General features: G+C 62.1%; 25 protein-coding genes. 8 read left to right on the top strand and 17 right to left on the bottom strand.

What is annotated here, in order from left to right:
* Positions 1–13: 13 nt before the first annotated feature.
* The 4 genes from Tal182_RS16825 to Tal182_RS16810 all read right to left on the bottom strand — a co-directional run bounded on the left by Tal182_RS16825 (position 14) and on the right by Tal182_RS16810 (position 3,177).
* Entirely contained in the window at positions 14–853 is an 840-nt protein-coding gene (locus Tal182_RS16825; protein ID WP_085860157.1) for an anti-sigma factor, read from the bottom strand.
* Between the two features lies 1 nt (position 854).
* The gene (locus Tal182_RS16820; RefSeq protein ID WP_085860156.1) at positions 855–1,364 is read right to left on the bottom strand and encodes an RNA polymerase sigma factor; all 510 of its coding nucleotides are present in this window, start codon (positions 1,362–1,364) and stop codon (positions 855–857) included.
* A 185-nt stretch (positions 1,365–1,549) separates the two neighbouring features.
* The gene (locus Tal182_RS16815; RefSeq protein WP_085860155.1) at positions 1,550–2,110 is read right to left on the bottom strand and encodes a hypothetical protein; all 561 of its coding nucleotides are present in this window, start codon (positions 2,108–2,110) and stop codon (positions 1,550–1,552) included.
* A gap of 158 nt (positions 2,111–2,268) precedes the next feature.
* Positions 2,269–3,177, bottom strand: coding sequence for a metallophosphoesterase (locus tag Tal182_RS16810; protein ID WP_085860154.1), 909 nt, complete (start codon positions 3,175–3,177; stop codon positions 2,269–2,271).
* Positions 3,178–3,247: 70 nt separating this feature from the next.
* Between Tal182_RS16810 and Tal182_RS16805 the strand changes: the two genes are divergently transcribed.
* On the top strand, positions 3,248–3,727 hold the full coding sequence (locus Tal182_RS16805) for an NUDIX domain-containing protein (RefSeq protein WP_064804125.1): 480 nt from the start codon (positions 3,248–3,250) through the stop codon (positions 3,725–3,727).
* Between the two features lie 84 nt (positions 3,728–3,811).
* Here the strand turns inward: Tal182_RS16805 and Tal182_RS16800 are convergent, their stop codons facing one another.
* Positions 3,812–4,822, bottom strand: coding sequence for a glutathione S-transferase family protein (locus Tal182_RS16800; protein ID WP_085860153.1), 1,011 nt, complete (start codon positions 4,820–4,822; stop codon positions 3,812–3,814).
* 279 nt (positions 4,823–5,101) lie between these two features.
* On the opposite strand from Tal182_RS16800, the gene Tal182_RS16795 reads away from it, so the two are divergent.
* Positions 5,102–5,602 (top strand): N-acetyltransferase, encoded by a 501-nt coding sequence (locus tag Tal182_RS16795; protein ID WP_064804121.1) that lies wholly within the window; start codon positions 5,102–5,104, stop codon positions 5,600–5,602.
* On the opposite strand, the gene Tal182_RS16790 is transcribed toward Tal182_RS16795, so the two are convergent.
* Genes Tal182_RS16790 through Tal182_RS16770 form a run of 5 tightly spaced genes read right to left on the bottom strand, consistent with a single transcriptional unit; the run spans position 5,603 to position 12,852 of the window.
* Positions 5,603–6,019, bottom strand: a complete 417-nt coding sequence (locus tag Tal182_RS16790) for a GNAT family N-acetyltransferase (RefSeq protein ID WP_064810990.1) — start codon at positions 6,017–6,019, stop codon at positions 5,603–5,605. It lies immediately after the preceding gene.
* Positions 6,020–6,023: 4 nt separating this feature from the next.
* Positions 6,024–8,096, bottom strand: coding sequence for a hypothetical protein (locus Tal182_RS16785; protein WP_064810989.1), 2,073 nt, complete (start codon positions 8,094–8,096; stop codon positions 6,024–6,026).
* A gap of 1 nt (position 8,097) precedes the next feature.
* Positions 8,098–10,911: a DUF4159 domain-containing protein gene (locus Tal182_RS16780; protein ID WP_085860152.1), complete on the bottom strand. Its 2,814-nt coding sequence runs from the start codon at positions 10,909–10,911 to the stop codon at positions 8,098–8,100.
* Positions 10,908–11,828 carry a DUF58 domain-containing protein gene (locus tag Tal182_RS16775; protein ID WP_064804114.1) on the bottom strand — a complete coding sequence of 307 codons (921 nt, stop codon included), beginning with the start codon at positions 11,826–11,828 and terminating at the stop codon, positions 10,908–10,910. Before Tal182_RS16775 ends, Tal182_RS16780 begins: the two co-directional genes overlap by 4 nt.
* 13 nt (positions 11,829–11,841) lie before the next feature.
* The gene (locus Tal182_RS16770) at positions 11,842–12,852 is read right to left on the bottom strand and encodes a MoxR family ATPase (protein ID WP_085860151.1); all 1,011 of its coding nucleotides are present in this window, start codon (positions 12,850–12,852) and stop codon (positions 11,842–11,844) included.
* A gap of 158 nt (positions 12,853–13,010) precedes the next feature.
* Here Tal182_RS16770 and Tal182_RS16765 point away from each other — a divergent pair, with 158 nt between their 5' ends.
* The 3 genes from Tal182_RS16765 to Tal182_RS16755 are packed head-to-tail and all read left to right on the top strand — an operon-like array spanning position 13,011 to position 15,531.
* Positions 13,011–13,634 carry a DUF1285 domain-containing protein gene (locus Tal182_RS16765; RefSeq protein ID WP_085860150.1) on the top strand — a complete coding sequence of 208 codons (624 nt, stop codon included), beginning with the start codon at positions 13,011–13,013 and terminating at the stop codon, positions 13,632–13,634.
* Positions 13,631–14,281 carry a CoA pyrophosphatase gene (locus Tal182_RS16760; protein WP_085860149.1) on the top strand — a complete coding sequence of 217 codons (651 nt, stop codon included), beginning with the start codon at positions 13,631–13,633 and terminating at the stop codon, positions 14,279–14,281. Before Tal182_RS16765 ends, Tal182_RS16760 begins: the two co-directional genes overlap by 4 nt.
* Positions 14,278–15,531 (top strand): CCA tRNA nucleotidyltransferase, encoded by a 1,254-nt coding sequence (locus Tal182_RS16755; RefSeq protein WP_085860148.1) that lies wholly within the window; start codon positions 14,278–14,280, stop codon positions 15,529–15,531. The genes Tal182_RS16760 and Tal182_RS16755 overlap by 4 nt, the downstream gene beginning before the upstream one ends.
* 67 nt (positions 15,532–15,598) lie before the next feature.
* Here the strand turns inward: Tal182_RS16755 and Tal182_RS16750 are convergent, their stop codons facing one another.
* The 3 genes from Tal182_RS16750 to hemF all read right to left on the bottom strand — a co-directional run bounded on the left by Tal182_RS16750 (position 15,599) and on the right by hemF (position 17,175).
* On the bottom strand, positions 15,599–15,784 hold the full coding sequence (locus tag Tal182_RS16750; protein ID WP_064806262.1) for a DUF1059 domain-containing protein: 186 nt from the start codon (positions 15,782–15,784) through the stop codon (positions 15,599–15,601).
* Positions 15,785–15,897: 113 nt separating this feature from the next.
* Positions 15,898–16,161 carry a hypothetical protein gene (locus tag Tal182_RS16745; RefSeq protein ID WP_085860147.1) on the bottom strand — a complete coding sequence of 88 codons (264 nt, stop codon included), beginning with the start codon at positions 16,159–16,161 and terminating at the stop codon, positions 15,898–15,900.
* A 102-nt stretch (positions 16,162–16,263) separates the two neighbouring features.
* Entirely contained in the window at positions 16,264–17,175 is a 912-nt protein-coding gene (gene hemF / locus Tal182_RS16740) for an oxygen-dependent coproporphyrinogen oxidase (RefSeq protein ID WP_085860146.1), read from the bottom strand.
* A gap of 438 nt (positions 17,176–17,613) precedes the next feature.
* On the opposite strand from hemF, the gene Tal182_RS16730 reads away from it, so the two are divergent.
* Complete coding sequence (locus Tal182_RS16730; protein WP_064804101.1) at positions 17,614–17,874, top strand: hypothetical protein; 261 nt, start codon at positions 17,614–17,616, stop codon at positions 17,872–17,874.
* A gap of 3 nt (positions 17,875–17,877) precedes the next feature.
* Here the strand turns inward: Tal182_RS16730 and Tal182_RS16725 are convergent, their stop codons facing one another.
* Both Tal182_RS16725 and Tal182_RS16720 read right to left on the bottom strand, forming a co-directional pair.
* Positions 17,878–19,524, bottom strand: a complete 1,647-nt coding sequence (locus tag Tal182_RS16725; RefSeq protein WP_085860145.1) for a Na/Pi cotransporter family protein — start codon at positions 19,522–19,524, stop codon at positions 17,878–17,880.
* A gap of 197 nt (positions 19,525–19,721) precedes the next feature.
* Positions 19,722–20,183 (bottom strand): tRNA (cytidine(34)-2'-O)-methyltransferase, encoded by a 462-nt coding sequence (locus Tal182_RS16720; RefSeq protein WP_085860144.1) that lies wholly within the window; start codon positions 20,181–20,183, stop codon positions 19,722–19,724.
* Between the two features lie 384 nt (positions 20,184–20,567).
* Here Tal182_RS16720 and Tal182_RS16710 point away from each other — a divergent pair, with 384 nt between their 5' ends.
* Positions 20,568–22,424 carry an ABC transporter ATP-binding protein gene (locus Tal182_RS16710; protein ID WP_064804096.1) on the top strand — a complete coding sequence of 619 codons (1,857 nt, stop codon included), beginning with the start codon at positions 20,568–20,570 and terminating at the stop codon, positions 22,422–22,424.
* Between the two features lie 88 nt (positions 22,425–22,512).
* Here the strand turns inward: Tal182_RS16710 and Tal182_RS16705 are convergent, their stop codons facing one another.
* Complete coding sequence (locus tag Tal182_RS16705; RefSeq protein ID WP_064804094.1) at positions 22,513–22,743, bottom strand: hypothetical protein; 231 nt, start codon at positions 22,741–22,743, stop codon at positions 22,513–22,515.
* A gap of 161 nt (positions 22,744–22,904) precedes the next feature.
* On the opposite strand from Tal182_RS16705, the gene Tal182_RS16700 reads away from it, so the two are divergent.
* Positions 22,905–24,818, top strand: a complete 1,914-nt coding sequence (locus tag Tal182_RS16700; protein ID WP_085860143.1) for an ABC transporter ATP-binding protein — start codon at positions 22,905–22,907, stop codon at positions 24,816–24,818.
* On the opposite strand, the gene Tal182_RS16695 is transcribed toward Tal182_RS16700, so the two are convergent.
* Entirely contained in the window at positions 24,774–25,706 is a 933-nt protein-coding gene (locus tag Tal182_RS16695; RefSeq protein ID WP_085860142.1) for an endonuclease/exonuclease/phosphatase family protein, read from the bottom strand. The genes Tal182_RS16700 and Tal182_RS16695 overlap by 45 nt on opposite strands.
* Positions 25,707–25,774 lie beyond the last annotated feature (68 nt).

The following is a 25,774-nucleotide window of genomic DNA, read 5'->3' as shown; positions in this document are numbered from 1 at the left end:
GACGACCTGCCGATCAGATCGCGGTGGCGATCTTCGTGGCGAGCTGGCCGAGGTTGGCTTCGGCGGAGGGGCCGGCGAGAACATAGGAGGTGCCGGCATTGTGCCAGGTGACCAGGCCAATCTCGTCCTTGATCGTTTCCTTGAAGTCGTCGGTCTCAGACGGCTGCGCGTCCTTCCGAAAGCAGATGGAGATGATGTCGCCGTCGCTGTTGGAATAGACGAGCTGACCGACAGGCCGGTTGTCGCCGAGGATGACGCGGGCACCCTGGAAGGTCCAGGATTCGGTGCTGAGATCCGGCACACGGAAAGGCACACCGATGGCGGTCGTCAGCCAGCTGGAGATTTCTTCGGCCTGTGAGGCCGGCACTTCGACGAGGTGACGGGGCTGGCGGATCAGCAGGCGTTGATAGGCGGTGACGTCGCCGAGCCAGTCATTGGTATTGGCGAGCGCCGTGGCGGTCGTGGTGGCGATCTCGTCGGCGTCCGGGGTGGTGGCGGCAAAATAGCCAATGCCGCAACCGACGACGAACAGGATCAGAGCGGCTGCCAGCGCCTGTGGGCCGCTGGGAGCCAGTTTCACCTGGGGGCGTATGGCGCGCTGGGTGATCGGGGTCTTTGGCGGCTGCGTGCTCTTGATCGAGCGGACGAGGGCGAGCGGCACCGGCTCCTTCAGGACATCGTCCAGGCGGCGGCGGCCGAAATCGGCGCCATGGCGCAGCTTTTCATGCAGACGCCGCGCGTTCTCGTCGCTAGCCAGACGCTGTTCCAGTTCGTGCCGCTGTTCGGGAGAGACCTCGCCGTCGAGAAGGGCGGTGAGCTGGGCTTCTAGCGGCAATTTCCTAAGATCGAGCAATTCAGTACCTGTGGATGGGGTGGGTGCCGGCAAGTCCGGCGAAATGCAGCCTTGCGGTGGCCAGCTGGGAGATGACGCTTACCGTCGAAATGCCCATGATGTCGGCCGCCTGCTGATAGCTGTGACCTTCGACATCGACGAGCAGGAAGATCGAGGAAACGCCCTCAGGCATTTCGGCGATCATGCGATGGATGGCGTCGGGATCGACCGAGGCCGAGCGTTCACGCGCAGCCTCTCTGATATCGGTGACGTTGCCGCGTGCCGACGTCTTCGGCTTCCGCTTGCGGCTGTCCTCCGTCCACTGCTGGCGGGCAAGCGTGTAGATCCAGCTTTCCAGTCGGCCCTCGCCATTCCACTGATGCCCCTTGGCAATGGCGCGCAGACAGACGGCTTGGACAAGCTCGTCGGCCACACCGGCTTCGCCCGCGAGCGTGATCGCGAAGCGGCGAAGGTGGGGCAGAAGGCCGACGAGATCACGCCGGAGGTCGATGGTCGTTGCGGGCTGACGCATTGTCTATCCAAGAAGCATTCACAATGGTTTCGCGGACGAAAGCTTCGCCATCGGACGCGAAACCGGCTTTGTTGGCACCGGAGATGCAGATGCTTTATGAAGCAAATCCACTGCACTTCGCAAGCATTCGGTCATCCTATCCCCTTTCCCAAGGGGTTTTCCCAATCTAGCACGCAAAGCTTGCGTCAATATGTCTTGTAACCGTTCAAGCTTTGCAGCAGAGCGCGATAGGCCCAGGTGTCTTCGCCGCCGCGGTCGCGAATTTCGACGAGCTGGACGCGCGCCCCCTGGATGTCTCCTTGTTCCACCAGTGCCATGCCCATGTAGGAGCGGGCGAGAATATAATTCTCATCCGCCTGCAATGCCTTGCGGTAATAGGACATGCCGAGCTCCATGCGACCGGCCTTGCGGTTGGTATAGCCAAGGTAGTTCAGGATGCGGGGGTCGTTCTGATTAAGGGCAAGATTGAGCACGGCGATGGCATTCTCATACTGGCCGGCGTAGGCGAATTCGCGGGCGAACTTATAGAGATCGTCGTCGTTGAAGCTGTTCTTCTTCGGAGTGACGCATTCCTTCTTGGCCTTGTCCCAGACCTTGCCGCCGGTGCAGGTCTTGGTCGTCTGCGTCTTCGGCGGCGGATTGGTGTCGTCGTTGCTGTCGCCGACCGCGAAGGCGGCGCTTGCCATGCCGAAGACAAAGCCGGCGGCAAGTGTTGTTCTGCACAGGCGATGGAAGGGGGAAGTCATTGGCGGCTCCGTTCTGAGGCGATGCAGTCGGCTGGATTGTACGCTTACCGGTAAAAATACCAAGGGGGTAGGCCGCCTCCATGACAAATGTTGCGACGGTGGCGAAGCGCTTTCCGAGATTGATTCAAGTGCCGCATAAACAGAGTTCGAAGTCAGCGCTAAGGCGCGAAAATATCGACGCTTTCCGACATAATCGCATCGCCTGTCCTGTTCAGGCTGAAGCGCTCGCCGGTGAGTTCCCAGGCGCCCGGAGAGCCGTCGATGGAAAAGAGGTTGTAGGCGGCCGGCGGCTTTATGCTGCCCGGCCCCTGCGAGGCCGACGCGATGCCGACGACAGGCACCGGCTGCACCTGGCCGCGCAGCCAGTGCAGCGTATTCAGATGCGTGTGGCCGTGCAGCACGAGCTCGGCGCCGCCGGTCGAAATCACGGCCGCGAAGCGGCGGATGCCGATCATGCGTTTGTGGAAGGCGGTGGCGCCGCGGATCGGCGGATGATGGATCATGACGACGCGGAAGAGACCGGCTTCGCCGGCCGCGCGCAGCATGTTCACCGTGTCGCGGGCCTGGCGGGCGCTGAAAAAGCCGGAGGCGGCGAAAGGGGGCGTGGCGACGGCCGTGGAGCAGCCGACGATCGCAACTTTGTCGCGGACACGCAGATAGGGAAAGATGCGGCGGTCTTCCTGCCATTGCGGCGAGGCGAGATCGCCGCGGACATAATCGTACCAGGCCCGCATCGATTTCTCATAGGCACCCGGCACATAGGCGTCGTGATTGCCGGGAACGACCGAGGTTTCGGCCGGATCGCCGAGCGCGCGCAGCCAGGCGGCGGCGGCGCGGATCTCGATGCCGCTCGCCAGGTTGACGAGGTCGCCGGTAACGGCCAAATGATCGGCCTGATGGGCGCGGATGTCATCGAGAAGCAGATCCAGCGTGCTGGCGAAAAGGTGCTTGCGTCGATTTCGATGCCAGTTCACAAAGCCGGTTATGCGCTTGGAAAACAGCTCTTGAATGGAAAGACGAGGCAGTGGTCCGAGGTGGACGTCGGAAATATGCGCGAGCTTGAACATGCTACGAGACATAGACCAGCTTATTGACAAATCAAACACATCCGGCGCGATGAAGAGCCGAAACGGAACGATGGTGGATAAAGAGAAGCGGCCCCCTCACATCAGGCTGGCGCTACGCCTCCTGCATGTCTATTTCTCCTTCGCCCGCGGCATGACGATGGGGGTCAGGGCCGCCTGCTTCGATGCGGACGGCCGGATCTTTCTCGTGCGCCACAGCTATATCGGCGGCTGGCATATGCCCGGCGGCGGGCTGGAACGCAACGAGACGGCCGAAGAAGCGCTGATCAAGGAACTGCGCGAGGAGGGCAACCTCAGAATCATCGGAAAACCGCAGCTGGTCCAGGTCTATTTCAACACCACGACCACCCGGCGCGACCACGTCGTATTCTATCGCGTAACCGTCGAGCAGACGGCACCGCGGCCGCCGGATTGGGAGATTTCCGACAGTGGGTTCTTTTCGCTCGACAGCCTGCCCGAGGGCACGACCGAGGCGACGTATCGCCGCCTCGCCGAGCTTCGGGGCGAGCAGGAGCCAGACCACCGCTGGTGAGAAGCTTCAGGCTGCATTCAGCCCGCTGCATAATTTCTTAAGTCGGAATCGATTTAAGAGTAAATTATGCGGCAATTTAAAGTTCTACAGCGTCCTTTGCGCGTCTAAAAAGACGCGCGGCGCTGTAGCGCGGCCATGCGGGCTGTCGAGATCGAGCGCCGGGCCGATGGGGACGATGCCGGTCGGGTTGATCGCCTTGTGACTGCGGTAGTAGTGCTGCTTGATGTGCTTCAGGTTTACCGTCTCGGCAACGCCTGCCGTCTGATAGAGATCCCTGAGATAGCCGGGCAGATTGCGATAATCGGCGATGCGGCGGATGTTGCACTTGAAGTGGCCGACATACACCGTGTCGAAACGCACCAGCGTGGTGAAGAGGCGCCAATCAGCCTCGGTCAATCTGTCGCCGAAAAGGTAGCGGCCCTTGCCCAGGCGTTCGTCGAGAATATCGAGTGTTTCGAACAGTTTGCCGACATTTTCCTCGTAAGCTTCTTGAGTTGTGGCAAAGCCCGCCTTGTAGACGCCGTTGTTGACGGCCTCGTAGACGGTAGCGTTGAGCACGTCGATCTCGGCACGCAGATCCTCCGGATAGAAATCGGCTTTCGAACCCGTCAGTCCGTCGAAGGCGCTATTGAACATGCGGATGATCTCGGCTGATTCATTGCTGACGATCGTGCCGGCCTTCTTGTCCCAGAGGACGGGAACCGTGACACGGCCGGAATAATGCGGATCGGCCTTGACATAGATCTGCCAGAGGGTGGCCGCGCTATAGAGGTGATCGCCGGTAGCGCCGTCACCGGCCTTGAACTCCCAGCCATTCTCGAGCATCAGCGGATCCACGACAGAAACCGAAATCAACGTCTCGAGCTTCTTCAGCTTACGGAAAATCAAGGTGCGATGGGCCCAAGGGCAGGCGAGAGAGACATAGAGATGATACCGCCCGGCCTCGGCCTTGAAACCGCCGCTTCCGGAAGGCCCGGCCTCGCCATCTGCCGTCACCCAGTTGCGAAATTGCGAGGGCTGCCGTTTGAAGTGGCCCTTGCTCTCCCTCGTGTCGTACCAGACGTCATGCCAGACGCCGTCCACAAGCATTCCCATGATTTTCATTCCCTTGATTGGCGTGTTGGAATTGACGTTAGCTGAGATAGTGGGGCTTTGCAGGCGGTAAAGATTGAACAGTGCGTCACGCCCCCGCGCCAGCAGGATCGGGTGTGCATTTTGCGTTGGACGGCGGAAATTTTTCCTGCTATCGGCCTTTTCACGATTTGAGGAACGCCTGTCTGATGTTCATTTCCAGAAACCTACGACGACGCTGATGCTCCGAACGCCGAAGGCGTATTCGAGACCCATCAATCTGTCCAACCGGTTTCTGTCATCATGTACAAGCACGATCTCGTCTACCTCACCGAAGACGCGTCCCACGACGCCGCCATCGAACACATCAATGAAGAAGCCTTCGGTCCGGGCCGGTTCACGCGTGCCGCCGCGCGCATCCGCGAGCAGGGGCCGCATGATCTGTCGCTTTCCTTTATCTGCGCCGACGACGGCGAGACGATCGCCTCCGTGCGCATGACGCCGGTGCTGGCCGGCACGGTGAAGGGGCATCTTCTTGGCCCGCTTGCCGTTCGACCCTCGCACAAAAATATCGGTATCGGCCGGGAACTGGTGCGGATTGCGGTGGAAGCTGCGCGGCGCAAGGGTTCGGAAGCCGTCATCCTGGTCGGCGATCCGCCCTATTACGGCCCGCTCGGCTTCGAGAAGGTGGCCTATAACGCGCTTGCCTTTCCAGGTCCCGTCGATCCCGGCCGGGTGCTGGTCGTTCCGATCGCCGAGGGTGTGCACGAGCGGCTGAAAGGCATAATCGCTTGGCGCGGATGATCAGAGATTTTTCCGGAGGAAGCTGCGGGTGCGGCCTTCCGGGAGATCCTCAAGCTCGCCGAAGATTTCATAACCCTGGCGCAGATAGGCGCGGAGAGCCTGCGGGTTGAAGGTATCGATCCAGGCGCCACGACATCCTCGCGCCTTGGCCTCGTCTTCCGCCATTGCGAGGATCTTGCCGGCTATGCCCGTCCCGCGCAGCGTATCGGGGATATAAAGCACTTGGGTGAAGAGCCAGCCCCAGGCGGTAAAGCCCGACAGGCCGCCGGTCACCTTGCCGGCGGTATCGCGGATGAGCACGGCGAGCGGCTGGCGGTCCGAAGGGCCGACATCGCTGTTATTGAAGGCCGAGAGTGCATCGGTGATTGCCGCGAGTTCCCCAGCCGAAGGCGATGCCGTGAGCTCGAACTCCGGCATGCGACTATCGCCCTTCGCGCCACCACATGGCGCCGAAAGCGAGCAGCAGGATGCCGACGCCGGCGAAGCCGGCAAAGAGCGGCAGCGTGTTGATTCCCTTCAGGACCGTTTCGTTGGTCATGCGGATCATCATACGCTCGTTATCGGAGACGCGGACCTGACCACGCACCGGCAGAATCGGCGGAACGCTGATCGCGCCCTTTTCGCTGGCGACACGGGTCACGAGACCTTTGCTCCTGTCGACGACAGGCTTCAGCACGTCGGTCGTCGAGATCATCGCCTTGAATTCGGGCGCATCGACAGCGCCGATATGCACAAGCGTCGATAACTTGCCGTTACGGATTTCGAAGAGGCCGACTTCGTTCATGCGTTTCTCGGCCTTGTAGAGCCCTGGTTCCGTCTGGGTGAGCGGCAAGGTTTCGGTCTTGCCGGAGGGGTAACGCACGGTGGCGTTACCAGGATTGTCGCCGATCGTCTGGCGCGTGACTTCGAGCGTTCGGCCGGAGGCGCGCGCCGTCAACGCTTCTTCCTCGAGCGCTGGTTCCTTCATTAGCCAATGAGCGATGCGGCGATACAGCGAGACATTTGGACCGCCGCCTTCGAAGCCGCGCGCCCAGAGCCAGCCCTGATCGGAAAGCAGCATGGCGACGCGGCCTTGGCCGGCGCGGTTCAGCACCAGCAACGGATGGTTGTCGGCGCCAACCATGATCGTTTCGCCCTGCGGCCGTTCGACATCGACGCTGCGGAACCAGCGGCCCCAATGCGGCGGGTCCTCGCCGGAGCCGTCCAAGCCGCGTGTGACCGGATGCTTGCGCCCTTCCTCGGAGAGGCGAGGATAGAAGGCCTTTTCGATCATCCGGCCGGTCGGCTCTGCCGGCAGCACAGAGGCGAGCGGCGTCATCGCGATCGACTCTGGGCTCGCGTGTTCCGGACCGGCGGCGATCAACAGCGCGCCGCCGTTCTCCACGTACTGGGCGATGTTGTCATAGTAAAGCATCGGCAGCACGTTGGCGCGGTCCTGATAGCGGTCGAAGATGATCAGGTCGAAATCCTTGATCTTGTCGATGAAGAGTTCACGCGTCGGGAAGGCGATCAGCGACAGCTCGTTGATCGGCGTGCCGTCCTGCTTTTCCGGCGGACGCAGAATGGTGAAGTGAACGAGATCGACCGAGGCGTCGGATTTCAGGAGGTTGCGCCAAGCGCGCTCGCCGGCATGCGGCTCGCCGGAGACGAGCAGGACGCGCAGATTCTGGCGAATGCCGTCAATGACGTGGACGGCGCGGTTGTTGGCGGTGGTGACTTCGCCGGGAAGTGCGGCGACGGAGAATTCGAGCACGTTGCTGCCGCCAGCCGGCACCTTGAAGGAGAAAGGCGTATCCTGACCGGGCGTTGCCTGTAAGGTAGCGATCTCGTCGCCGTTCAGCTTCACCGTGACGTCGGCCGTGCCGCCGGGGCTCGGACCATCGTCGAAGACGCGCAGGACGACCTGCTGCTCCTCGTTGACGATGCCGAAGCGCGGTCCCTTGATAACTTCGATGCGACGGTCGAATTCCTTGGGCTTGCCGGTGACGAGACCATGGATCGGCGCATCGAAGCCGAGCGCCTGATTGGCGGCCGGGACATCATGGACTTCACCGTCGGTCAGCATGATGGCGCCGCCGATGCGGGCGGCCGGGACATCGGCGATGTTGGCTGCCAGCGCATCGAACAGGCGGGTGGACGGAACGTCGGAATTGACGTCGCCTTCGACTTCGACGAACCGGGGTTCTATCTGGGGGAAGCGGGCAAGCTGCCCTTTCAATGCCGCAAGCGCGTCATCGGTCATCTTCATGCGCTCGGGTGTCTGCTGGCTTTGGCTCCGGTCGACGATGACGGGGACGATCGTCGACAACTGATCCCGATCCTCCTGCAGCAGTACGGGGTTGGCAAGGGCGCTCAGCAGGGCGAGGGCGGCCAGTGTCCTGATCCAGGCGCCGCGAATGCCGCGGAAGATCGCAAAGGCGGCGATGAGAGCACTGGCGGCGGCCAGTGCCGCTAGAATCGGCCAGGGCAGGAAGGGTGAAAAATCGAAGGTCATCTCATTGCCCTAACCGTTCGAGGAGGTCGGGAACGTGGACCTGGTCGGTCTTGTAGTTGCCGGTCAGCATGTACATCATGATGTTGACGCCGGCCCGGTAGGCATATTCACGCTGCCCTTCATCCGAGGGCACAGTCGGCAGCATCGGCGTACCGTTTTCGTCGACTGCCCAGGCGCCGGCCAAATCATTGCCGGTGATCAGGATCGGCGAAACCCCGTCGGCCGTCGCCGCCGATTTTTCGGTCGTTTCTCGGCCACCTTGCCGGGCCTCGATCCAAAGCGGGCTGCCGGCATAGCGGCCGGGAAAGCTCGACAGGAGATAGAAGGATTTCGTCAGCACGTGATCCGAGGGGACCGGTTCGAGCGGCGGGATATCGAGATTGGCGAGGATTTCCTGCAGCCGCTGACCGTTGGCGCTGACATCGCCGCCATTGTCCAGAGCGCTGAGCTGGTCGCGCGTGTCGAAAAGCACAGTGCCGCCGTTGCGCATATAGGCGTCGATGCGGCTGATCGCGGCCGATGACGGCATGGGCGCCGTTGCCGAAACCGGCCAATAGATGATCGGATAGAAGGTGAGTTCGTCCCTGGTGAGGTCAAGGCCGACGGGCGGCGCCGGCTCCAGCGTCGTGCGGAAGGTCAGGAACTGGGTCAAGCCCTCAAGGCCGCGCTCGGATATATTGTCGACTTCCTGCTCGCCGGTGACGACATAGGCGAGATGCGTGTTGTCAAGTCTCTCCAGAATGAGGTCGTCATCGGGCCGAGAGTCGTTGGCGTGAAGTGTGCCGGGCTGCAGCAGGAAGCCTGCGCCGAGTACGACCGCGATCACGCCCACGGCGCGAGCGGCCGGGCGCAATCGCGAGAAAGCGCCGTTCATGAAGAGGACGATCAGGCTGTCGGCGAGCAGCAGCAGAAAGGCGACCAGGAAAAGAGCCGGCTTTGCCGACCAGCTTTCGCCGCCGATCAAGCCTTCGCGCACGGCATTGATTCCAGCGGTATCGAGCGGCTTCAGTTCGGCGTTGTCGGGCAGCACGTTCAATGAGGTGAAACCATCTTCCGAACCGTAGAGGCCAGGCGGATTATCGAAATTCGCCGTCGGTTCGGCTCCGGCCCTGGGGATCAGAGGTCGCGCCGAGCCAGTCTCGGAAACGAGCACACCCTTGGCCGTCAGCATGCGGTAGGGAGGAAGGGTCTCGGAGACACGCGCGCTGCTGCGCGCCTCGGACGTCACACCGCCTGAGCGCGATATCTGCAAGAGGTGACGCAGCATATCGACGAAAGTGCCCGAGATCGGCAGATCGGACCAGGTCGCTTCCGCTGTGACGTGGAAGAGGACGATCTGGCCGGATGCCAGCTGCTTCATCGTGACCAGTGGCGTGCCGTCGGCGAGGCTTGCCCAGGTGCGTTCGGCAAGGTCGGGTGTCGGCTCGGCGAGCACCTGCCGTTTGACGAGGACATCGGCGGGACGCGGTATGCCCGCGAAGGGGCCGATGCTCGGAAATTCGGCCAGCGACTGCGGTTCGCTCCAGGACAAGGTGCCGCCCAGCGCTCGTTCTCCCTGGCGTAGGATGACGGGAATGAGCGGATCGTCGGCAGGTGCCGCCGCCATGCGCGGGCCGGCGAAACGCAGGAGCATGCCACCATTCGATATCCAGCGTGTCAGAGGTTCGTAGGTCTCCTCCGGCAGGCGGCCGATATCGGCCATGATGATGATCGAAGGGTTGCTGGCGAGAAGTTTCGGTATTGCGACCGCCAGATCGGAATCGCTGGGCTGGATGAGGTCCGCATAGGGCTGCAGCGCCCGCTGGATATAGTAGAGCGGCGAGAGCAGCGGCTGGAATTCATCGGCTCCGGTACCGGACAGCAGGACGACGCGGCGCCGCTTGAACGCGTCGTCGAGAAGGTGGACCGCGCCCGCCGTCGCGCCGTTGTCGACGCTGATGCGGGCGAAATCGTTGCGCATCTCGAAGGGAGCGGTGATCGAACTCGTGGCGACGCTCTGGCCGGGACGGAAATCCACCCTGCCGTTGGCGATCGAGCGGCCCTGGGCATCGACGGCGTTCAGCGCCACGGATGCGGGGCGCGAACTGTCGAGCCGCGTGACCTTGACCGTCATGGCGTCGGCCGCATTGCTGGCAGCGGTGACGGCAACCGTCTTCGTGGCATCGCCCTCGATCAGGCGCAGATCAGCGGGCTGGAGCTCGGCGAGCCTGCGCACCGTCGGATCATCGGCTTTGGCGGCGGCGCCGTCGGTCAGGAAGGCGAGGGTACCGGGCTTGACGCCGTTGAGCGCCGCGCGCAGCGCCTGAAAGGCGCGCTCGCGATCGGGGACCAGCGGCCGCGGCTCGGCAGCCCGCAGCTTGTCGCGGGCGCTGGCTGCGGTGCCGGGCACGGCATCGTTGGTGGGATCGGCGGTGAAGGCGATCGCTACCGGCGTGCCGGCGGATTCGGCATCGTCCACCAGCGCGTCGGCAGTCTGGACGCGACGCTCCCAATCGGGCGATGCCGCCCAGCTGTTGTCGACGAAAAGGACGAGCGGGCCACCCGATGCCAGTGAATTGGTGCGCGGATTGAAGACCGGATCGGCAATCGCAAGGATGATGATGGCGGCGAGCAGCATGCGCAGAAGCGTCAGCCACCAGGGGCTTTGCGCCGGTGTTTCCTCGCGCTTCAATACCGATGCAAGGATCTTCAGCGGCGGAAAGACCTCCGTTTTCGGGCGTGGCGGTGTCAGCCGCAACAGCCACCAGATGACCGGCAAGGCTATGAGGGCGCCGAGAATGGCGGGATAGGCGAAAGCGAAGGGAAGGGCGTTCATAGCAGCCCTCCATGCGTTGCCTTGGCCGGCATGCCGGACAGGTACATGTGGACCGCGACCAGCGCCTCCGAGGCAAGATGATCGGTGCGGTGGGTTGTAAAGGTCCAGCCGAGATGGCGCAGCGACTGGCCGAGGCTGTCCCTACGGGCAAGGTAGGCGTTGCGATAGGTTTCGCGGACGTGTTCGGCGCGGCCGGAAATCAGCTTGGCGCCGGTCTCCGGATCGATGAATTCGGTGCGGCCGCTATAGGGAAAGATCTCTTCGGCGGGATCTGCTATCTCGACCACATGGCCGTGCAGGCCGCGGCGGGCAAGCGGGCCGAGCCGCTCCATGATAACAGGAGCGTCGTCGAGGAAATCGCCGATGAGCACGAGGTCACTCCAGCCGCGGATCATCGCTGTTTCCGGCAGTCCGCCGGTCAGCGGCGCGTGCATGAGCGCGGCTGCGAGGCGTTCGGCGGCATTACGGGTGGAGACGGGTTCCATGATGCCGGGGCAGCCGATGCGCTCGCCGGAGCGGGCGAGGATTTCAGCAAGCGCCAGCATCACGACCAGCGCCCGGCTTTCTTTGGAGACGCTGCCGTAGCTCGACTTGTACATCATCGAAGGCGACATGTCGCACCAGAGCCAGATCGTGTGCGCCGCCTCCCATTCGCGCTCGCGCACATAGGTATGATCGTCGCGGGCGGAGCGGCGCCAATCGATGCGCGACAGGCTTTCACCTTCGGCATAGGGTCGGAACTGCCAGAAATTCTCGCCGATGCCGCGCTTGCGGCGGCCGTGCCAGCCGGCAATCACCGTATTGGCGATACGCTTGGCTTCCACCAGGCAGTCCGGCATCAGGGAGGCCCGCTGCCTGGCGCGGGAAAGGGCATCGCTGCCTGACGTCGGGTTGACGGTCTGTCCGATAGGTGCCACGCGTCCGGCTTCCTTATCCCTTTGCCTGCCTGACCAGCCCGGCGATGACGTCGCGCACCGACATGCCTTCGGCGCGGGCAGCGAAAGTCAGCGCCATGCGGTGCTGGAGAATGGGTTCGGCAAGCGCGAAGACATCATCAAGGGACGGAGCGAGGCGGCCTTCATAGAGCGCACGGGCACGGGCACAGAGCATCATCGCCTGGCCGGCGCGCGGGCCAGGACCCCAGGCGACGTTCTTGTCGGTCGAGGCATTGCCCTGGCCGGGGCGGGCGGAGCGCACCAGCGAAAGGATGGCGTCGACGACGGTCTCGCTTACCGGCATCTGGCGCACCAGGGTCTGGATCTCGATCAGCCGCTGCGCGTCTATGATCGCTTCCGGCCGGGTTTCGCTGAGGCCTGTCGTCTCGAGCAGGATCTGGCGTTCGGCGGCGAGCTCGGGATAGTTGACGTCGACCTGCAGCAGGAAGCGGTCGAGCTGGGCCTCGGGCAGGGGATAGGTGCCTTCCTGCTCCAGCGGGTTCTGGGTGGCGAGCACATGGAAGGGAGCCGGCAGGTCATAGCGCTGGCCGGCGATGGTGATGTGATATTCCTGCATCGCCTGCAGGAGTGCCGACTGGGTGCGCGGCGAGGCGCGGTTGATTTCGTCGGCCATCAGGAGTTGAGCGAAGACTGGGCCTTTGACGAAACGGAAGGAACGGCGGCCGCTGTCGTCCTGATCCATCACTTCGGAGCCGAGAATATCCGAAGGCATCAGGTCGGGCGTGAACTGGATGCGGTTGGCGGCAAGACCCAGTACCTCGCCGAGCGTGGTCACCAGCCTGGTCTTGGCAAGGCCGGGGACGCCGACAAGCAGGGCATGACCGCCTGACAGCACAGCGAGGATGGTGTTCTCGACGACGCTCTCCTGACCGAAGATCACTTTCGAGACTTCCCCGCGGATGGCGGCGATATCGGAGAGCGCCCTTTCGGCTGCGGCGACGATCGCCTTTTCATCGAGGCTGGCTTCGGTCTTCATCATACCCACGGGCATCTCCAACGGCTGAAATCATTCGGCAGCGAATCGGCGGACTTATACATCTGCCTCATACTCGATAGAGTTATGGAGATGCGACGGGCTGACAAGTTCGTTACGAATGACTATCTCGTGACTTCACTTCGTTAAGGACAAACCGGGACGGAAGAATGGCAGCCGAAGAAATCAGCGGACAGGCGGATGCGGCGGGGCTTGCCGCGCTGATCTCGCGCGCCTCCGCCGAAAACAGCGGTAAAAAACGCGGGCTACCGCCGGTCGAGCGGTGGAATCCGCCTTTTTGCGGCGATATCGACATGGAGATCAGGGCCGACGGCACCTGGTTCTACATGGGTACGCCGATCGGCCGTCCCGCGCTGGTGCGGCTGTTTTCGACAGTCTTGCGCAGGGACGAGGACGAAAAGACCTATCTCGTAACTCCTGTGGAAAAGGTGGGGATCAGGGTCGTCGACGCGCCGTTCATCGCCGTGGAGATGAGCGTGACGGAACGAGAGGGCCGCCAGGTGCTGACGTTCCGCACCAATGTCGGCGATGTCGTCGAGGCGGGAGGAGAGCATCGGCTGCGCTTTGCCATTGCGGGCGAGAATACCGAATTGAAACCCTATCTGCACGTTCGCGGGCGGCTGGAGGCGCTGGTGTCGCGTGCGGTAATGTATGAACTGGTCGCGCTTGGCGAGACGCTCGACGTGGAGGGGCAAGCGATGTTTGCGATCTGCTCTGCCGGCGAGGTCTTCCCCGTCATGCCGGCCGATGAACTGGATGCACTTAGCCGATGAACGATGCGATCGCCCAACGTTATCCGCTGTTCTCAGCAGCCGAATTCCGCCGCCGCGCGCTCAACCAGAATGGCGGGCCGGTGGACCATGCCTGGCGCGATCACGGCGACCATGTCCTCAATCCTGATATCGTGGAGGAGGTGGCGACCTTCAAGCTGCGCGACGCCGCCGTGCTCGTGCCTGTCGTCGACGACGGCGAGGAAGCGCATGTGATCTTCACCAAGCGCACGACGACGCTGCGCAAACATTCCGGCCAGATCGCCTTTCCCGGCGGCTCGATCGATCCGGCCGATATCTCGCCTGAAATGGCGGCGATCCGCGAGACGGAGGAGGAGATCGGCCTGGCCGGCTCCTTCGTCGAGACGGTCGGCAGGCTGCCGAACTATCTCGCCTCGACCGGTTTCCGCATTACGCCCGTGCTCGGCGTCGTCGAGCCGGGTTTCGCGCTGAGGCTGAACCCGGCCGAGGTGGACGACGTGTTCGAGGTGCCGCTTTCCTTCCTGATGAACCCGGCCAATCACCGCCGCGACAGGCGCGTCATCGACGGCATCGACCGGCATTTCTACCGTGTGCCCTATGAAACCAGGATGATCTGGGGCATCACCGCCGGCATCGTCCGCACGCTCTACGAAAGGCTTTATGCATGACCGGCATTGCCGACCAAGCATGGTTCCGCGATCCGGCCCTCGGCCGGGTCCTTGCGCTTCTCAATGCCGATGAGGGGGAAGGGCGAGTGGTCGGCGGCGCGGTGCGCAACAGCCTGATGGGCCTGCCGGTCAGCGATATCGACATCGCCACGACGCTGAGGCCTGAAATCGTCATGGAGCGGGCGGCGGCGGCCGGCGTCAAGGCAGCGCCGACAGGATTGCAGCACGGCACGGTGACGCTCGTCATCGATGGCAAGCCTTTCGAGGTGACGACGCTGCGTACCGATGTGGAGACCGACGGGCGCCACGCCAAGGTCGCTTTCAGCACCGACTGGAAGGCCGATGCCGAACGGCGGGACCTGACAATCAACGCGCTCTATGCAGATGCCGAGGGCGAAGTGGTCGATCTCGTTGGCGGACTTGCCGATATCGAAACGCGCAACATCCGCTTCATCGGCGATGCGGCAAGGCGTATCGCCGAGGACCATCTGCGCATTCTGCGCTTCTTCCGTTTTTTTGCCTATTACGGCTCCGGACGGCCCGATGCGGAGGGCCTGAAGGCCTGTGCGGCGGCGCGGTCGAAACTGAAGACGCTGTCGGCCGAACGCGTCTGGTCGGAGCTCAGAAAACTGCTCGGTGCTGCCGATCCCGGCCGGGCACTCCTCTGGATGCGGCAGGTGGCGGTGTTGACGGAAATTCTGCCGGAATCGGAACGTTGGGGGATCGATGCCATCCCTTCGCTTGTCGCCACCGAGAGGGCGCTCGGCTGGGCGCCCGATCCGCTGCTGCGCCTGATGGCGATCGTACCGCCCGATGCGGCGCGGTTGGAGGCGCTTGCGGCCCGGCTGAAACTCTCCAATGCGGAAGCGGCCACTCTCAAGGCCTGGGCGACGGCGGCGCCGGTCAACGACGAAATCTCGCCGGCCGCTTTCGAACGGCTACTTTACCGCAACGGCCCTGACGGCATAACGACGCGGCTGAAGCTAGCGCTTGCCGTTGCGCGCGGCAAGGCTGAGGGCGATCTTGGCGAAATGGCGCGTTCGGCGCGGCTCGGCAAGCTCATGGATCAGGCCGCGAACTGGAAGAAGCCGCAGTTTCCTCTGAATGGCGGCGACGTGCTTGCGGCGGGTGTCGCATCTGGCCCTCGCGTCGGCGAACTGCTTGCGGTGCTGGAAAATCAGTGGGTGGAGGAAAATTTCACCTCCGATCGGACGGCGCTGCTCGCCCGGCTGCAGGAACGAGCGCAATAGCCGACATCGCGTCGCATCGGATGGATGCGGCGCGGCTCCCTTGTTGCCAGGACTCGGTCACCGGCCGTCAGGCGGCGGTGGCTTCGTCGCGGATGCGTGCCTTGATGTTATCAACCATGTTTTCGCGTATGATCGTTTCGCCGTGAGCAGTCTTCAGGTGCTCGACGGCGCGGCGAACCACCTCTGCGTCATTATCCGCCCGGGTGTGCCAGGCGCAGCCGGGAACGAGCGTGCCGCATTCGAAAAGTCGCATGGTTTTCTCCTCTGTCTGGAACGCAACGGCCATCGCGCTTTCACGCGATTGATGAAATGTACGTGCGAAGAGAAGGTTCCGGCCGGCAGGAGGTGGCGACCGGAGAAGGTGCTTCAGTCGGGCATTGCCCAAGCTTTGTAGGTTTCCGAGAGATGGCCGGGCGTGTTGCTGTTGGCTGCGTCATTCTGCAGATCCTCCGGCGACTTTCCGCCGGCCAGCTGCAGCTTGACCTGCTCGATGAAGCAGGACAGCGGCAGATCGGAGCCACTCTTGGCCCGCAGTTTCTCGGCAATGCGGACCAGGAACTCGGGTGTGTCGATTGCACGGAATGTTTCCTGGGCATCCGTGGACGCAGGCGAGCCGCTTTTTGTCGTCATGACAATCCTCCTCCGATTGTTACGCACGTACATATAAAGTTAGGACTCACTGAATTTTTATGAAGGTCCTTCAGCTCGAATTATCGATGAGTTTTTACAGTCTCACGGCCAGCGCACCACCGGAGGCAGTGACGAGAGAATGGATTCGACGTTGCCGCCGGTCTTCAGGCCGAAGATCGTGCCGCGATCATACAGCAGATTGAATTCGACGTAACGGCCTCGGCGGATCAATTGTTCGTCGCGGTCGGCTTCCGTCCATTGTTTGTTGAAGTTGGAGCGAACGATCTTCGGATAGACCATGGCGAAAGCCCTGCCGACGTCCCGCGTGAAGGCGAAATCGGCATCCCAGCCGCCGGCTTCTTCGCTCGAATGCAGCCAGTCATAGAAGATGCCGCCGATGCCGCGAGGCTCGTTGCGGTGCTTCAGGAAGAAATAGTCGTCGCACCAGGCCTTGTAAGCGTCGTAATCGGCGACGGCGTGATTGCGGCAGGCGATCTCCATGGCCTTGTGGAAGAGCTGGCTGTCCTCGTCCTCCTGCGTGCGGCGGCGCGACAGCACCGGCGTCAGGTCGGCCCCTCCGCCGAACCAGCGGCTTGTGGTGACCACCATGCGGGTGTTCATATGGACAGCCGGAACGTTGGGGTTGACGGGATGGACGATCAGCGAGATGCCCGAGGCCCAGAAGCGCGGGTCGTCCTTGGCGCCCGGTATCTGCGCCCGGAATTCTGAAGAGAATTCGCCATGGACCGTTGAGGTATGGACACCGACCTTCTCGAAGACGCGGCCTTCCATCATCGACATGCGGCCACCGCCGCCGGCGCCCTCTTCGCGCGACCAGTCCTTGGCGACGAAGCGGCCTGGCTGCTGATCGGAGAGGGGGCCTTGCAACTCGTCTTCGAGAGCTTCGAAGGAGGCGCAGATCGTATCGCGCAGCCCTTCGAACCAGTTGCGGGCGGCCGTCTTCTTCTCTTCGATATCCTCAGGCAAGCCGATTGGCAGTTCCGGTCTTTCCATGTCACGCCTCCGCGGCCGGCATCCGTTGAGGATGCGACTCGCTCATTCCTTGTTGCCCGCCACATCTAGAGCTTTTCCGGGTTAGATTGAAGCATTCTGTTGGCTCAAACGGAGTCGGATGGTCGACCGGCCGGCGCGCGTCGTAGCCCAGCTCTACGGCCAAGCCGGCCGGTCGATCAGCCGGCCCGTTTCAGCCAACCCGGAGGGCCGGGCATCTTTCCGCCAGGATCAGAGGCGATCGGCTCGGACGTACCGAGGGGTATGTCCGTCGCCAATCGCTTCTGCCCTGACGAAAACCTGCTCCGGCAGAATGCTTCAATCTAACCCGGAAAAGCTCTAGCAGGCGGCGCCGCCCCTCGCCAAGCTGCGGCCAGGGCATCGAGATTCGACTCGCAAAACAAGGGTTTCGATACTATCTTTTCGACAGAGGTAGGGTTGATGGCAAAAATTCCAGGACCTCCGTCCTTCGACGGCCTGAAACGCAGAATGGCGAGACACCGGGCGGAAAACCCTGCCCGTAAGAAAGACCATTTCGTGCGTGAGACATATTGCCTCGGCCTCCTCGACGCCCGCGCCAAGGCGCGCGAATGGTTCGACGAATATCCGAAAGCCGCCTATTGGACCGAGGTGGAAAGCTGGCGTCAGCTCGACGGTGACCAGATCGAATTCACCATGCGCCGCCTGCCTTCGGCCGACTGACCGTCACTCCGCGACGGCACGCACGCGGCTTTCGATCAAAAGGCCGCTTTCATCCAGGATCGGATGCGCCACCGAGACGATGTGTGCGTTGATCCTCTTCAGGTCACGCAGCATATCGAGATGCAGCGAGCTTGTCTGCAGACTGTCGGCGCGTCCGTCACGCAGGCGCTCCAGATGGTGTTCGGCCGACTGTTTCTCCATGCGCCGGACCTCCACCTTTGTCTCCATCATCTGACGCGCAAGATTGAAATCGCGAGTGACGAAGATCGTCTGGGCAACACGAAGATTGTCGATCGTCAGGTCGAACAGCTTACGCAATTCCTGATGACCGTCGTCGGAAAACCTGAGCCCAAGCGAGATCTTCTTCGATACCTGCTCCAGCAAGCCTTTCTCGATGATATCGCCCATATGTTCGAGATTGATGGCATAGTCGATGACAACGATCGAGCGGCGGGCGTTTTCGTCGCTGAGCCCCTCGCGGCCGAGCTTCGAGAGATAAACCTTCACCGCCTGCTGCAGCTTGTCGACGCGCTCTTCAAGGGTCGCGATTTCGGAAAGCTTGGAAGAGTCATTGCCTTCGAAGGCCTCGGAGACCCGGATCAGCATGCGCTCGATGAGGTCGCCGATGCCGAGCACTTCGCGGGTGGCGCTGGTCAAAGCAATGACGGGAGTCGAAAGCTCATGGGCATCTAGATATTTCGGAGCCGTATCCGGCTCGGCCTGATCCGGAACCAGGCGAGTCATCAGCGTGGCGAGCGGCCTCGAAAAGGGCCAGGCGAGGGCGGCGAGCAGAACATTGAAGAGCAGATGCGCATCGACTGGGAGCTTTGACGGTCCGAAGGGCAGCATCTGGATGAATTCCGCGCCGTAGTCCGCGAGTGGCAAGGCGATGATGCAGCCGAGCGCACGGACGGCGAGATTGCCGAATGTGACGCGTCGCGCCGAAACCGGCCCGGACATCGTCGCGACGACGGGCGGTATCGCGCCGCCGAGATTGGCGCCGAGCACGAGCACGATCACGAGTTCGGCAGAGATCAGGCCGGCCGAAGCGAGCGACAGGATGAGCACCACCACCGCTAGGCTGGACGATGAGACGAAGGCGAGCACTGCCGAGAAGAGGAGCGCCACGGGCAGAGCGCCATCCAGCAGGCTGATGAAAGCGGCCAGAGCGGGTGAGGCGCGCATCGGCTCCGTCGCAAGGCTCAGGAGATGCAGCGACAACAGCATCAGGCCGATGCCGATCAGCGCTGCGCCGCCGCCCTGGCGGGTGCTGGAGCGGCCGCGGTAAAGCACGATGCCGGAGAGGATCAGGAGCGGGGAGAGCCATTCGATGCCGGTCGCGACGATCCATGCAGTGATCGCCGTGCCGACATTGGCGCCGAGCAGGACGATCTGGGCCATGCGCGGCTTGATCAGATCACGTTCGACGAAGGAGGCGGTCATCAGCGCTGTTGCCGTCGAGCTCTGCAGCGCGACGGTCGCGACCAGTCCCGACAGGAATGAGCGAAGGCCGCCGCGCGTGCCGGTCGCCAGCCCCGTTCTCAGCCGGGCGCCGAAGGCCCTGGACACGCCGTCCTTCACCTGCGCGAGGCCGAACAGCAGCAGCGCCACGGCTCCGAACAGGTTGATCATGATGATCGTGGAATCCATTTTCTTGTTTTATTCTGCTTTCATCAGTCTACGGGCGTCGGCCTTTGTGGCTAATCTTCCCAAGTTATTGAAATTGTGATGGTCGTGTGGGATGTTTAATTGTCCGGCTAATAAATATACGCCGGTTTGATCGATTGACAATGTCGATTTTCGACACTTCCCGATATATTCGGCAATCCGTTTCGAGCAGGCGCCAATCAAGCCCAGACGGTTTGGCGCATCGCCTCGCCGACGATCATGGCTGCCGAGACTGCGACATTGATCGACCGCTGGCCTTCGACCATCGGGATGAGGATGCGGGCGTCGGCTCTCTCGTGCACGTGATCCGGCAGGCCGGCGCTTTCGCGCCCGAAAAGCAGGACATCGTCCGGACGGAAGGCGAAATCGGTGTAGCGGTCGGCAGCCTTGGTCGAGGCAAGGATCAGACGGCGGCCTGACATGGTGCGCCATGCCTCGAAGCGGTCCCAGTTGACATGGCGGGTCAGCGCGGCGGCGGCGATATAATCCATGCCCGATCGTTTCAGATTGCGGTCGGAGACATCGAAGCCGGCGGGCTCGATCAGGTCGACGGCGAAGCCGAGGCAGGCGGCAAGGCGCAGGATCGTGCCGGTATTGCCGGGGATGTCCGGCTGGTAGAGTGCCAGTCTGAGGTTCGTCATTCAGGCGCCGCCCGTTGGTTTCGAAGCGGGAGGCCTAATACAACTGTGATTTCAGCGCAACAGGGCGCAGTTTGGCCCAGAAACGTTCTATTCGCGCCAGTTCGGGGCTGGAAATTTCGCAGTCTTCGCGTTATGCATGCACATCTTCGAACGCCAGCAGGGAGGGCCACATGAATATTTTGCTTATTATGCGCTTTCCCGCCGTAATGCCGATCAAGGCGACATGGCGCCGCTAGAGCGGGCTTCTTTCTAAAACTTCCCTTTTGATCCATTGCGCGGCTGATTCAGCCTCGCCCCTTGAACGTCCGGTTCCCATATGTGCTTGCATGGCGCCGAGATGGCGCGAAGCCAGGAGCCGGAACGCTGATGTTTCGGAGCAATTTCATGTTTGGCTGGTTCGAACAGCGACTCAATCCCTTTCCGAGCGAGGAGCCCGTCGCGCCCCCGAAAGGTCTCTTTGCCTTCTGCTGGCATTACAGCAAGCCGGCAGCGCCCTGGCTCGGCCTGATGGCCGTGCTAACGTCGCTGATTGCCGTCGGCGAAGTGGCGCTTTTCCAGTTCCTCGGCGACATCGTCGACTGGCTGACCAATGCCGATCGCGCCACTTTCCTGCAGACCGAAGGCCACAAGCTGTTCTGGATGGCAGCGCTGGTGCTTCTGGGCCTGCCGCTGGCCGCCGGGCTCGATTCCCTCATCATGCATCAGATGCTGCTCGGCAATTATCCGATGATGGCGCGCTGGCAGATGCACCGCTTCCTGCTGCGCCACAGCATGACGTTCTTCGCCAACGAATTTGCCGGGCGCGTCGCGACCAAGGTGATGCAGACCTCGCTTGCCGTGCGCGAAACGGTGATGAAGATCCTCGACGTCTTCGTCTATGTCGTCAGCTATTTCCTGACGATGATCATCGTGATTGCCGCGGCCGACTGGCGGCTGATGATCCCGATCCTCGTCTGGCTCTCCGTCTATGTCAGCATCGTCTCTTATTTCGTGCCGCGGCTTCGCAAGATTGCGGCGACGCAAGCGGATGCGCGCTCGATGATGACGGGGCGCGTGGTCGACAGCTATACGAATATCGCCACCGTCAAGCTTTTCTCGCATGCGGGCCGTGAGGAGGTCTATGCGAGGGAGGGCATGGACGAGTTCCTGCAGACCGTGCACAAGCAGATGCGCAAGGTGACGCTCTTCCACATCAGCGTCTATCTCAACAACTGCGTCGCGCTCTTCGTCGTCTCGGGCCTGTCGATCTGGTTTTGGCTGAACGGGGCGATCTCGGTCGGCGCGATTGCCATCGCCATCGGTCTTGCCATGCGCGTCAACGGCATGTCGCAATGGATCATGTGGGAAGTCTCGGCGTTGTTCGAGAATATCGGCACGGTCTATGACGGCATGGAGATGATGAGCAAGCAGCACGACATCGTCGACAAGCCGAATGCGCCTGACATGACGGCGAAGAAGGGGGCGATCCATTACGATCGCATCCGCTTCCACTACGGCAAGGGCAAAGGCGTCATCGACAATCTGTCGCTCGACATCAAGGCCGGCGAGAAGGTGGGTCTGGTTGGTCGTTCCGGCGCCGGCAAGACGACGCTGATGAACCTCTTGCTGCGCTTCTACGACCTGGAGGCCGGCCGCATTACCATCGACGGGCAGGATATATCAGGCGTCTCGCAGGAAAGCCTGCGCTCGCTGATCGGCGTGGTGACGCAGGACACGTCGCTGCTGCACCGCTCGATCCGCGACAACATCGCCTATGGCCGGCCGGAGGCCACCGACGCTGAAGTGATCGAGGCCGCCAAGCGCGCCAATGCCTGGGAGTTCATCGAAGGGCTCGTCGACATGCAGGGCCGCCAGGGCCTCGACGCGCAGGTCGGCGAACGCGGCGTCAAGCTCTCCGGCGGCCAGCGGCAGCGGATCGCCATCGCTCGCGTCTTCCTGAAGGATGCGCCGATCCTGGTGCTCGACGAGGCGACCTCGGCGCTCGATTCGGAAGTGGAGGCGGCAATCCAGGAAAACCTCTTCGCCCTGATGGAAGGCAAGACGGTGATCGCGATCGCCCACCGGCTTTCGACGCTGACGGAGATGGACCGGTTGATCGTGCTCGACAAGGGCCGGATCATCGAGGCCGGTTCGCACGGCGAACTGATCGAAAGCGGCGGCATCTATGCCGACCTCTGGAATCGCCAGTCCGGCGGCTTCCTCTCCGATCACGCCGAGGAGGCGGAAGAGGCTGCGGAATGAGAGAAGCCCTCCCGGCGCAAGCGGGGAGGGCCTTTTCAATTGTTAAATTGATTTACTTGCCAATGGGAACAGGGCGCCGTTTGCCTACTCAAAGGCTGTCGGCCCAGTCGATCACGCGGTCATGTTCGACGACGACGATGGTGTTGGCAGCTGCAAGGGTGCGCAGCGCCACGATGCGGCGGCGTTCCTCGCTGTCGAGCCAGGCGGCGATAGCCTCGATGACGATCTCGTCGCGCGGCAGCGCCAGGTCGAGAGCCAGGGCATCCAACCTTTCCGCAAGCGGAAGCGGAATATGCGCATCGAGCATTTTCGTTTCCATGACCTTTTCTCCGGTGAAGCGCGATCCTATCGTCAGATTGTGACGGGTACGGAGGCAATCAATGGCAATGCCGCCGATGTTATCGTTTATTACCAAAATATTAGGTTGCGTCCGCTTTCCATTCCCTTTGCCGCTCCCCTCAATCCGCCTATATCGCTTCCATGTTTCTGCGACCCGTCTTCCGCCTGTTCGAAACCTGGATCGATCCGTTCCGCCCGCGCGACAACTTGCAGCCGCCGCGTGCTACGCTCGGTTTCATCTGGTTTTACATCGGCCAGGCGAAGATGCCGTTCATCGCCATGCTCATTCTCGGCGGGACGTCGGCGGCCATCGAGGCCGCACTCTTCTGGTTCGTCGGACGCCTCGTCGATATTCTCGCCAGCATTAAGCCCGGCGTCGGCTGGAGCGGTCTTCTCGCGGCTCATGGCGGCGAGCTGTTCGGCATGCTCGCTCTCATCGGGCTCGTGCGCTTCGTCGTCGCCTTCATGATTGCCCTCGTCGATCAGCAGGTGATCACGCCCGGCTTCTACAATCTAGCACGTTGGCAATCTTATCTCCACGTCTCAAGGCAATCATTGTCGTTCTTTCAGAGCGATTTCTCCGGGCGTATCGTCACCAAGGTCTGGTCTGCCGGCCAGGCAACCGGCGATCTCGTCACGTCGCTGATGGAAAGCGTCTGGTTTGTCGGAATTTATGCGGTAACGACGCTCGTGCTCGTCGCCCGGCTGGACTTTACACTCGCCGCCGTCGTGCTGTTCTGGCTTGGCGCCTTCAGCCTGCTTGCCCGCCACTTCGTCCCGCGGATCCGCCATCATTCCCGCGAAACGGCGGAGGCCGGATCGATGCTGAACGGCCGGATGGTCGACTCCTACAGCAATATGCAGACGCTGAAGCTGTTCGCACGCGATGAAGAGAGCGATCGCTACATGCGCCAGGGTTTCGATATCTATCAGGACACGGTGCTGCGCTTCACGCGGTTCATCACCGGCGTGCGGGCCTCCATGGCCCTGCTCTCCGGCCTGATGATCGTTACGATGGCGGGCTTGAGCGTCGATCTCTGGCTGCGCGGCTTGATCAGTTCCGGCGCGGTGGCATTTTCGCTGGCGCTGGTGCTCCGGCTGAATTTCCTGCTCGGCAGGCTGATGACGCAGTTCAACGGCATCATGCGCAATCTCGGCACCATCCAGAATTCAGCGGAACTGATTTCCCAGCCGCTCGGACTCGTCGATCGGCCCGATGCGATGAGCCTGGTGATCCGCCATCCCGGCATTCGCTTCGATAATGTCTCCTTCCACTACGGCAAGGGTCAGCAGCCCGTCGTCGAGAATTTCTCCCTGACCATCCGCCCGGGCGAGAAGGTCGGAATCGTCGGGCGTTCGGGCGCCGGCAAATCAACGCTGATGAACCTGCTGCTGCGTCTCTATGACATCCAGGACGGCCGCATTCTGGTCGACGGCCAGGATATATCGGCGGTGACCCAGGAATCGCTCAGGATGCAGATCGGCGTCGTCAGCCAGGATACGTCGCTGCTGCATCGTTCCGTGCGCGACAATATACTCTTCGGACGGCCGGATGCCGGCGAGGAGCGGCTGGTCGAAGCGGCCCGACGCGCCGAAGCCATCGACTTCATTGCCCGCCTGCAGGATCAGCAGGGCCGTAGCGGTTTCGATGCGCATGTCGGCGAACGCGGCGTCAAACTGTCGGGCGGGCAGCGGCAGCGCATCGCCATCGCGCGAGTCATGCTGAAGGACGCGCCGATCCTGGTTCTCGACGAAGCGACGTCGGCGCTCGATTCGGAAGTGGAGGAAGCGATCCAGTCCAATCTCCATCGGATCATGGAGGGCAAGACAGTGCTCGCGATCGCCCACCGGCTGTCGACGATCGCCGCGCTCGACCGGCTGATCGTCGTCGACCTCGGCCGGATCATCGAGGAGGGCAGCCACGATGAGCTGCTTCGCCGCGGCGGGCTCTATGCCGAACTCTGGGCACGCCAATCCGGCGGCTTTCTCGCGTCCGACGAGGATGCAGGCTCAAGGATCGAGGACGAATTCCGCCATGAGGCCAAAATGGTTTGATCCGAAACTGTTCTCGATGCGGCGGACCGATTTCAGCCGCAGGGGCGCTTTGCTGAAGACGTGATCGATCGAAATGCCGAAGGGGCCGGCGGCGATCGGCCATGTCGCAGGCTCCAGCGATGCTGTGCCCAAGCCCTGGCTGCGCATGAGATACTGCACATCCGGCGCCAGAATCGACGTATTGAAATCACCGGCAAGCACGAGCGGTCCCGGCAGCGAAGGGATAATCTCGGCGAGATCTTCGACTTCCAGCCCATGGAATTCGTCGTAATAGGGTTTGGTCAGGTGCGCGGCGAGGAAGTTGATCTTCTGGCCGTCGAAATCGATCGTCGAGATCGTCAGGCGGTTGCGCCACAGCAGGCCGAGGCTGCGGATGCGAGGTTCGATCAGCGGGCGCTTCGACAGGACGAGCGTATCGCATTGCTCCATGCCGACGCCGCAGCCGACGTAATAGGGATAGGTCTTCAGCAGTCGCGGCAATTCGGACAGTACCGGTTCGGCTTCGAGGATGTTGACGACGTCGGCCCCCGAGCCGATCGCCATGTCGGCGATATCAGCGCCGTTTGCGAAATTGTCGTTCTCTATATTAAAGGACATCAGCTTGAAGAGAGCAGGGTGGCTCTCGTCCACCGCAGGCTCGACGAATTCACGCGTCATCACGATGCCGTGGACGACGAGAACCATCGATGCGCCGAGTGTCAGCAGCGCGTACCAATGCCGCTTGAAGAGGAGGGCTATGCCGGAGGCCACTGCTGCGGCAGCCGCCAGATGGATCTGAAAGCTGTAAAAGAGAGAAAGCAGATAGAAATCTTTGATATAGCGCAGCGAGATAATGGCGAGGACGAGGGTTGTGAGAACGCTCATTACGCAAAAGATCGTGTCTCTCATCCGCTCGGGTCCGGCTGGCTGGCATCGTTGCGGTTGCGCCTAACACGACGGCTTTTTTGTTGCAATGC

This window comes from Rhizobium sp. TAL182 (assembly GCF_002117725.1).
GTDB classification, from domain to species: domain Bacteria; phylum Pseudomonadota; class Alphaproteobacteria; order Rhizobiales; family Rhizobiaceae; genus Rhizobium; species Rhizobium esperanzae.
This window is presented reverse-complemented; position numbering and strand designations above follow the sequence as displayed.

Coding starts and splice junctions, on each gene's coding strand:
- Tal182_RS16820 (WP_085860156.1), bottom strand. CDS start 1,364: ATGCGTCAGCCCGCAACGACCATCGACCTCCGGCGTGATCTCGTCGGC.
- Tal182_RS16815 (WP_085860155.1), bottom strand. CDS start 2,110: ATGACTTCCCCCTTCCATCGCCTGTGCAGAACAACACTTGCCGCCGGC.
- Tal182_RS16810 (WP_085860154.1), bottom strand. CDS start 3,177: ATGTTCAAGCTCGCGCATATTTCCGACGTCCACCTCGGACCACTGCCT.
- Tal182_RS16805 (WP_064804125.1), top strand. CDS start 3,248: ATGGTGGATAAAGAGAAGCGGCCCCCTCACATCAGGCTGGCGCTACGC.
- Tal182_RS16800 (WP_085860153.1), bottom strand. CDS start 4,822: ATGGGAATGCTTGTGGACGGCGTCTGGCATGACGTCTGGTACGACACG.
- Tal182_RS16795 (WP_064804121.1), top strand. CDS start 5,102: ATGTACAAGCACGATCTCGTCTACCTCACCGAAGACGCGTCCCACGAC.
- Tal182_RS16790 (WP_064810990.1), bottom strand. CDS start 6,019: ATGCCGGAGTTCGAGCTCACGGCATCGCCTTCGGCTGGGGAACTCGCG.
- Tal182_RS16785 (WP_064810989.1), bottom strand. CDS start 8,096: ATGACCTTCGATTTTTCACCCTTCCTGCCCTGGCCGATTCTAGCGGCA.
- Tal182_RS16780 (WP_085860152.1), bottom strand. CDS start 10,911: ATGAACGCCCTTCCCTTCGCTTTCGCCTATCCCGCCATTCTCGGCGCC.
- Tal182_RS16765 (WP_085860150.1), top strand. CDS start 13,011: ATGGCAGCCGAAGAAATCAGCGGACAGGCGGATGCGGCGGGGCTTGCC.
- Tal182_RS16760 (WP_085860149.1), top strand. CDS start 13,631: ATGAACGATGCGATCGCCCAACGTTATCCGCTGTTCTCAGCAGCCGAA.
- Tal182_RS16755 (WP_085860148.1), top strand. CDS start 14,278: ATGACCGGCATTGCCGACCAAGCATGGTTCCGCGATCCGGCCCTCGGC.
- Tal182_RS16750 (WP_064806262.1), bottom strand. CDS start 15,784: ATGCGACTTTTCGAATGCGGCACGCTCGTTCCCGGCTGCGCCTGGCAC.
- Tal182_RS16745 (WP_085860147.1), bottom strand. CDS start 16,161: ATGACGACAAAAAGCGGCTCGCCTGCGTCCACGGATGCCCAGGAAACA.
- hemF (WP_085860146.1), bottom strand. CDS start 17,175: ATGGAAAGACCGGAACTGCCAATCGGCTTGCCTGAGGATATCGAAGAG.
- Tal182_RS16730 (WP_064804101.1), top strand. CDS start 17,614: ATGGCAAAAATTCCAGGACCTCCGTCCTTCGACGGCCTGAAACGCAGA.
- Tal182_RS16725 (WP_085860145.1), bottom strand. CDS start 19,524: ATGGATTCCACGATCATCATGATCAACCTGTTCGGAGCCGTGGCGCTG.
- Tal182_RS16720 (WP_085860144.1), bottom strand. CDS start 20,183: ATGACGAACCTCAGACTGGCACTCTACCAGCCGGACATCCCCGGCAAT.
- Tal182_RS16710 (WP_064804096.1), top strand. CDS start 20,568: ATGTTTGGCTGGTTCGAACAGCGACTCAATCCCTTTCCGAGCGAGGAG.
- Tal182_RS16705 (WP_064804094.1), bottom strand. CDS start 22,743: ATGGAAACGAAAATGCTCGATGCGCATATTCCGCTTCCGCTTGCGGAA.
- Tal182_RS16700 (WP_085860143.1), top strand. CDS start 22,905: ATGTTTCTGCGACCCGTCTTCCGCCTGTTCGAAACCTGGATCGATCCG.
- Tal182_RS16695 (WP_085860142.1), bottom strand. CDS start 25,706: ATGAGAGACACGATCTTTTGCGTAATGAGCGTTCTCACAACCCTCGTC.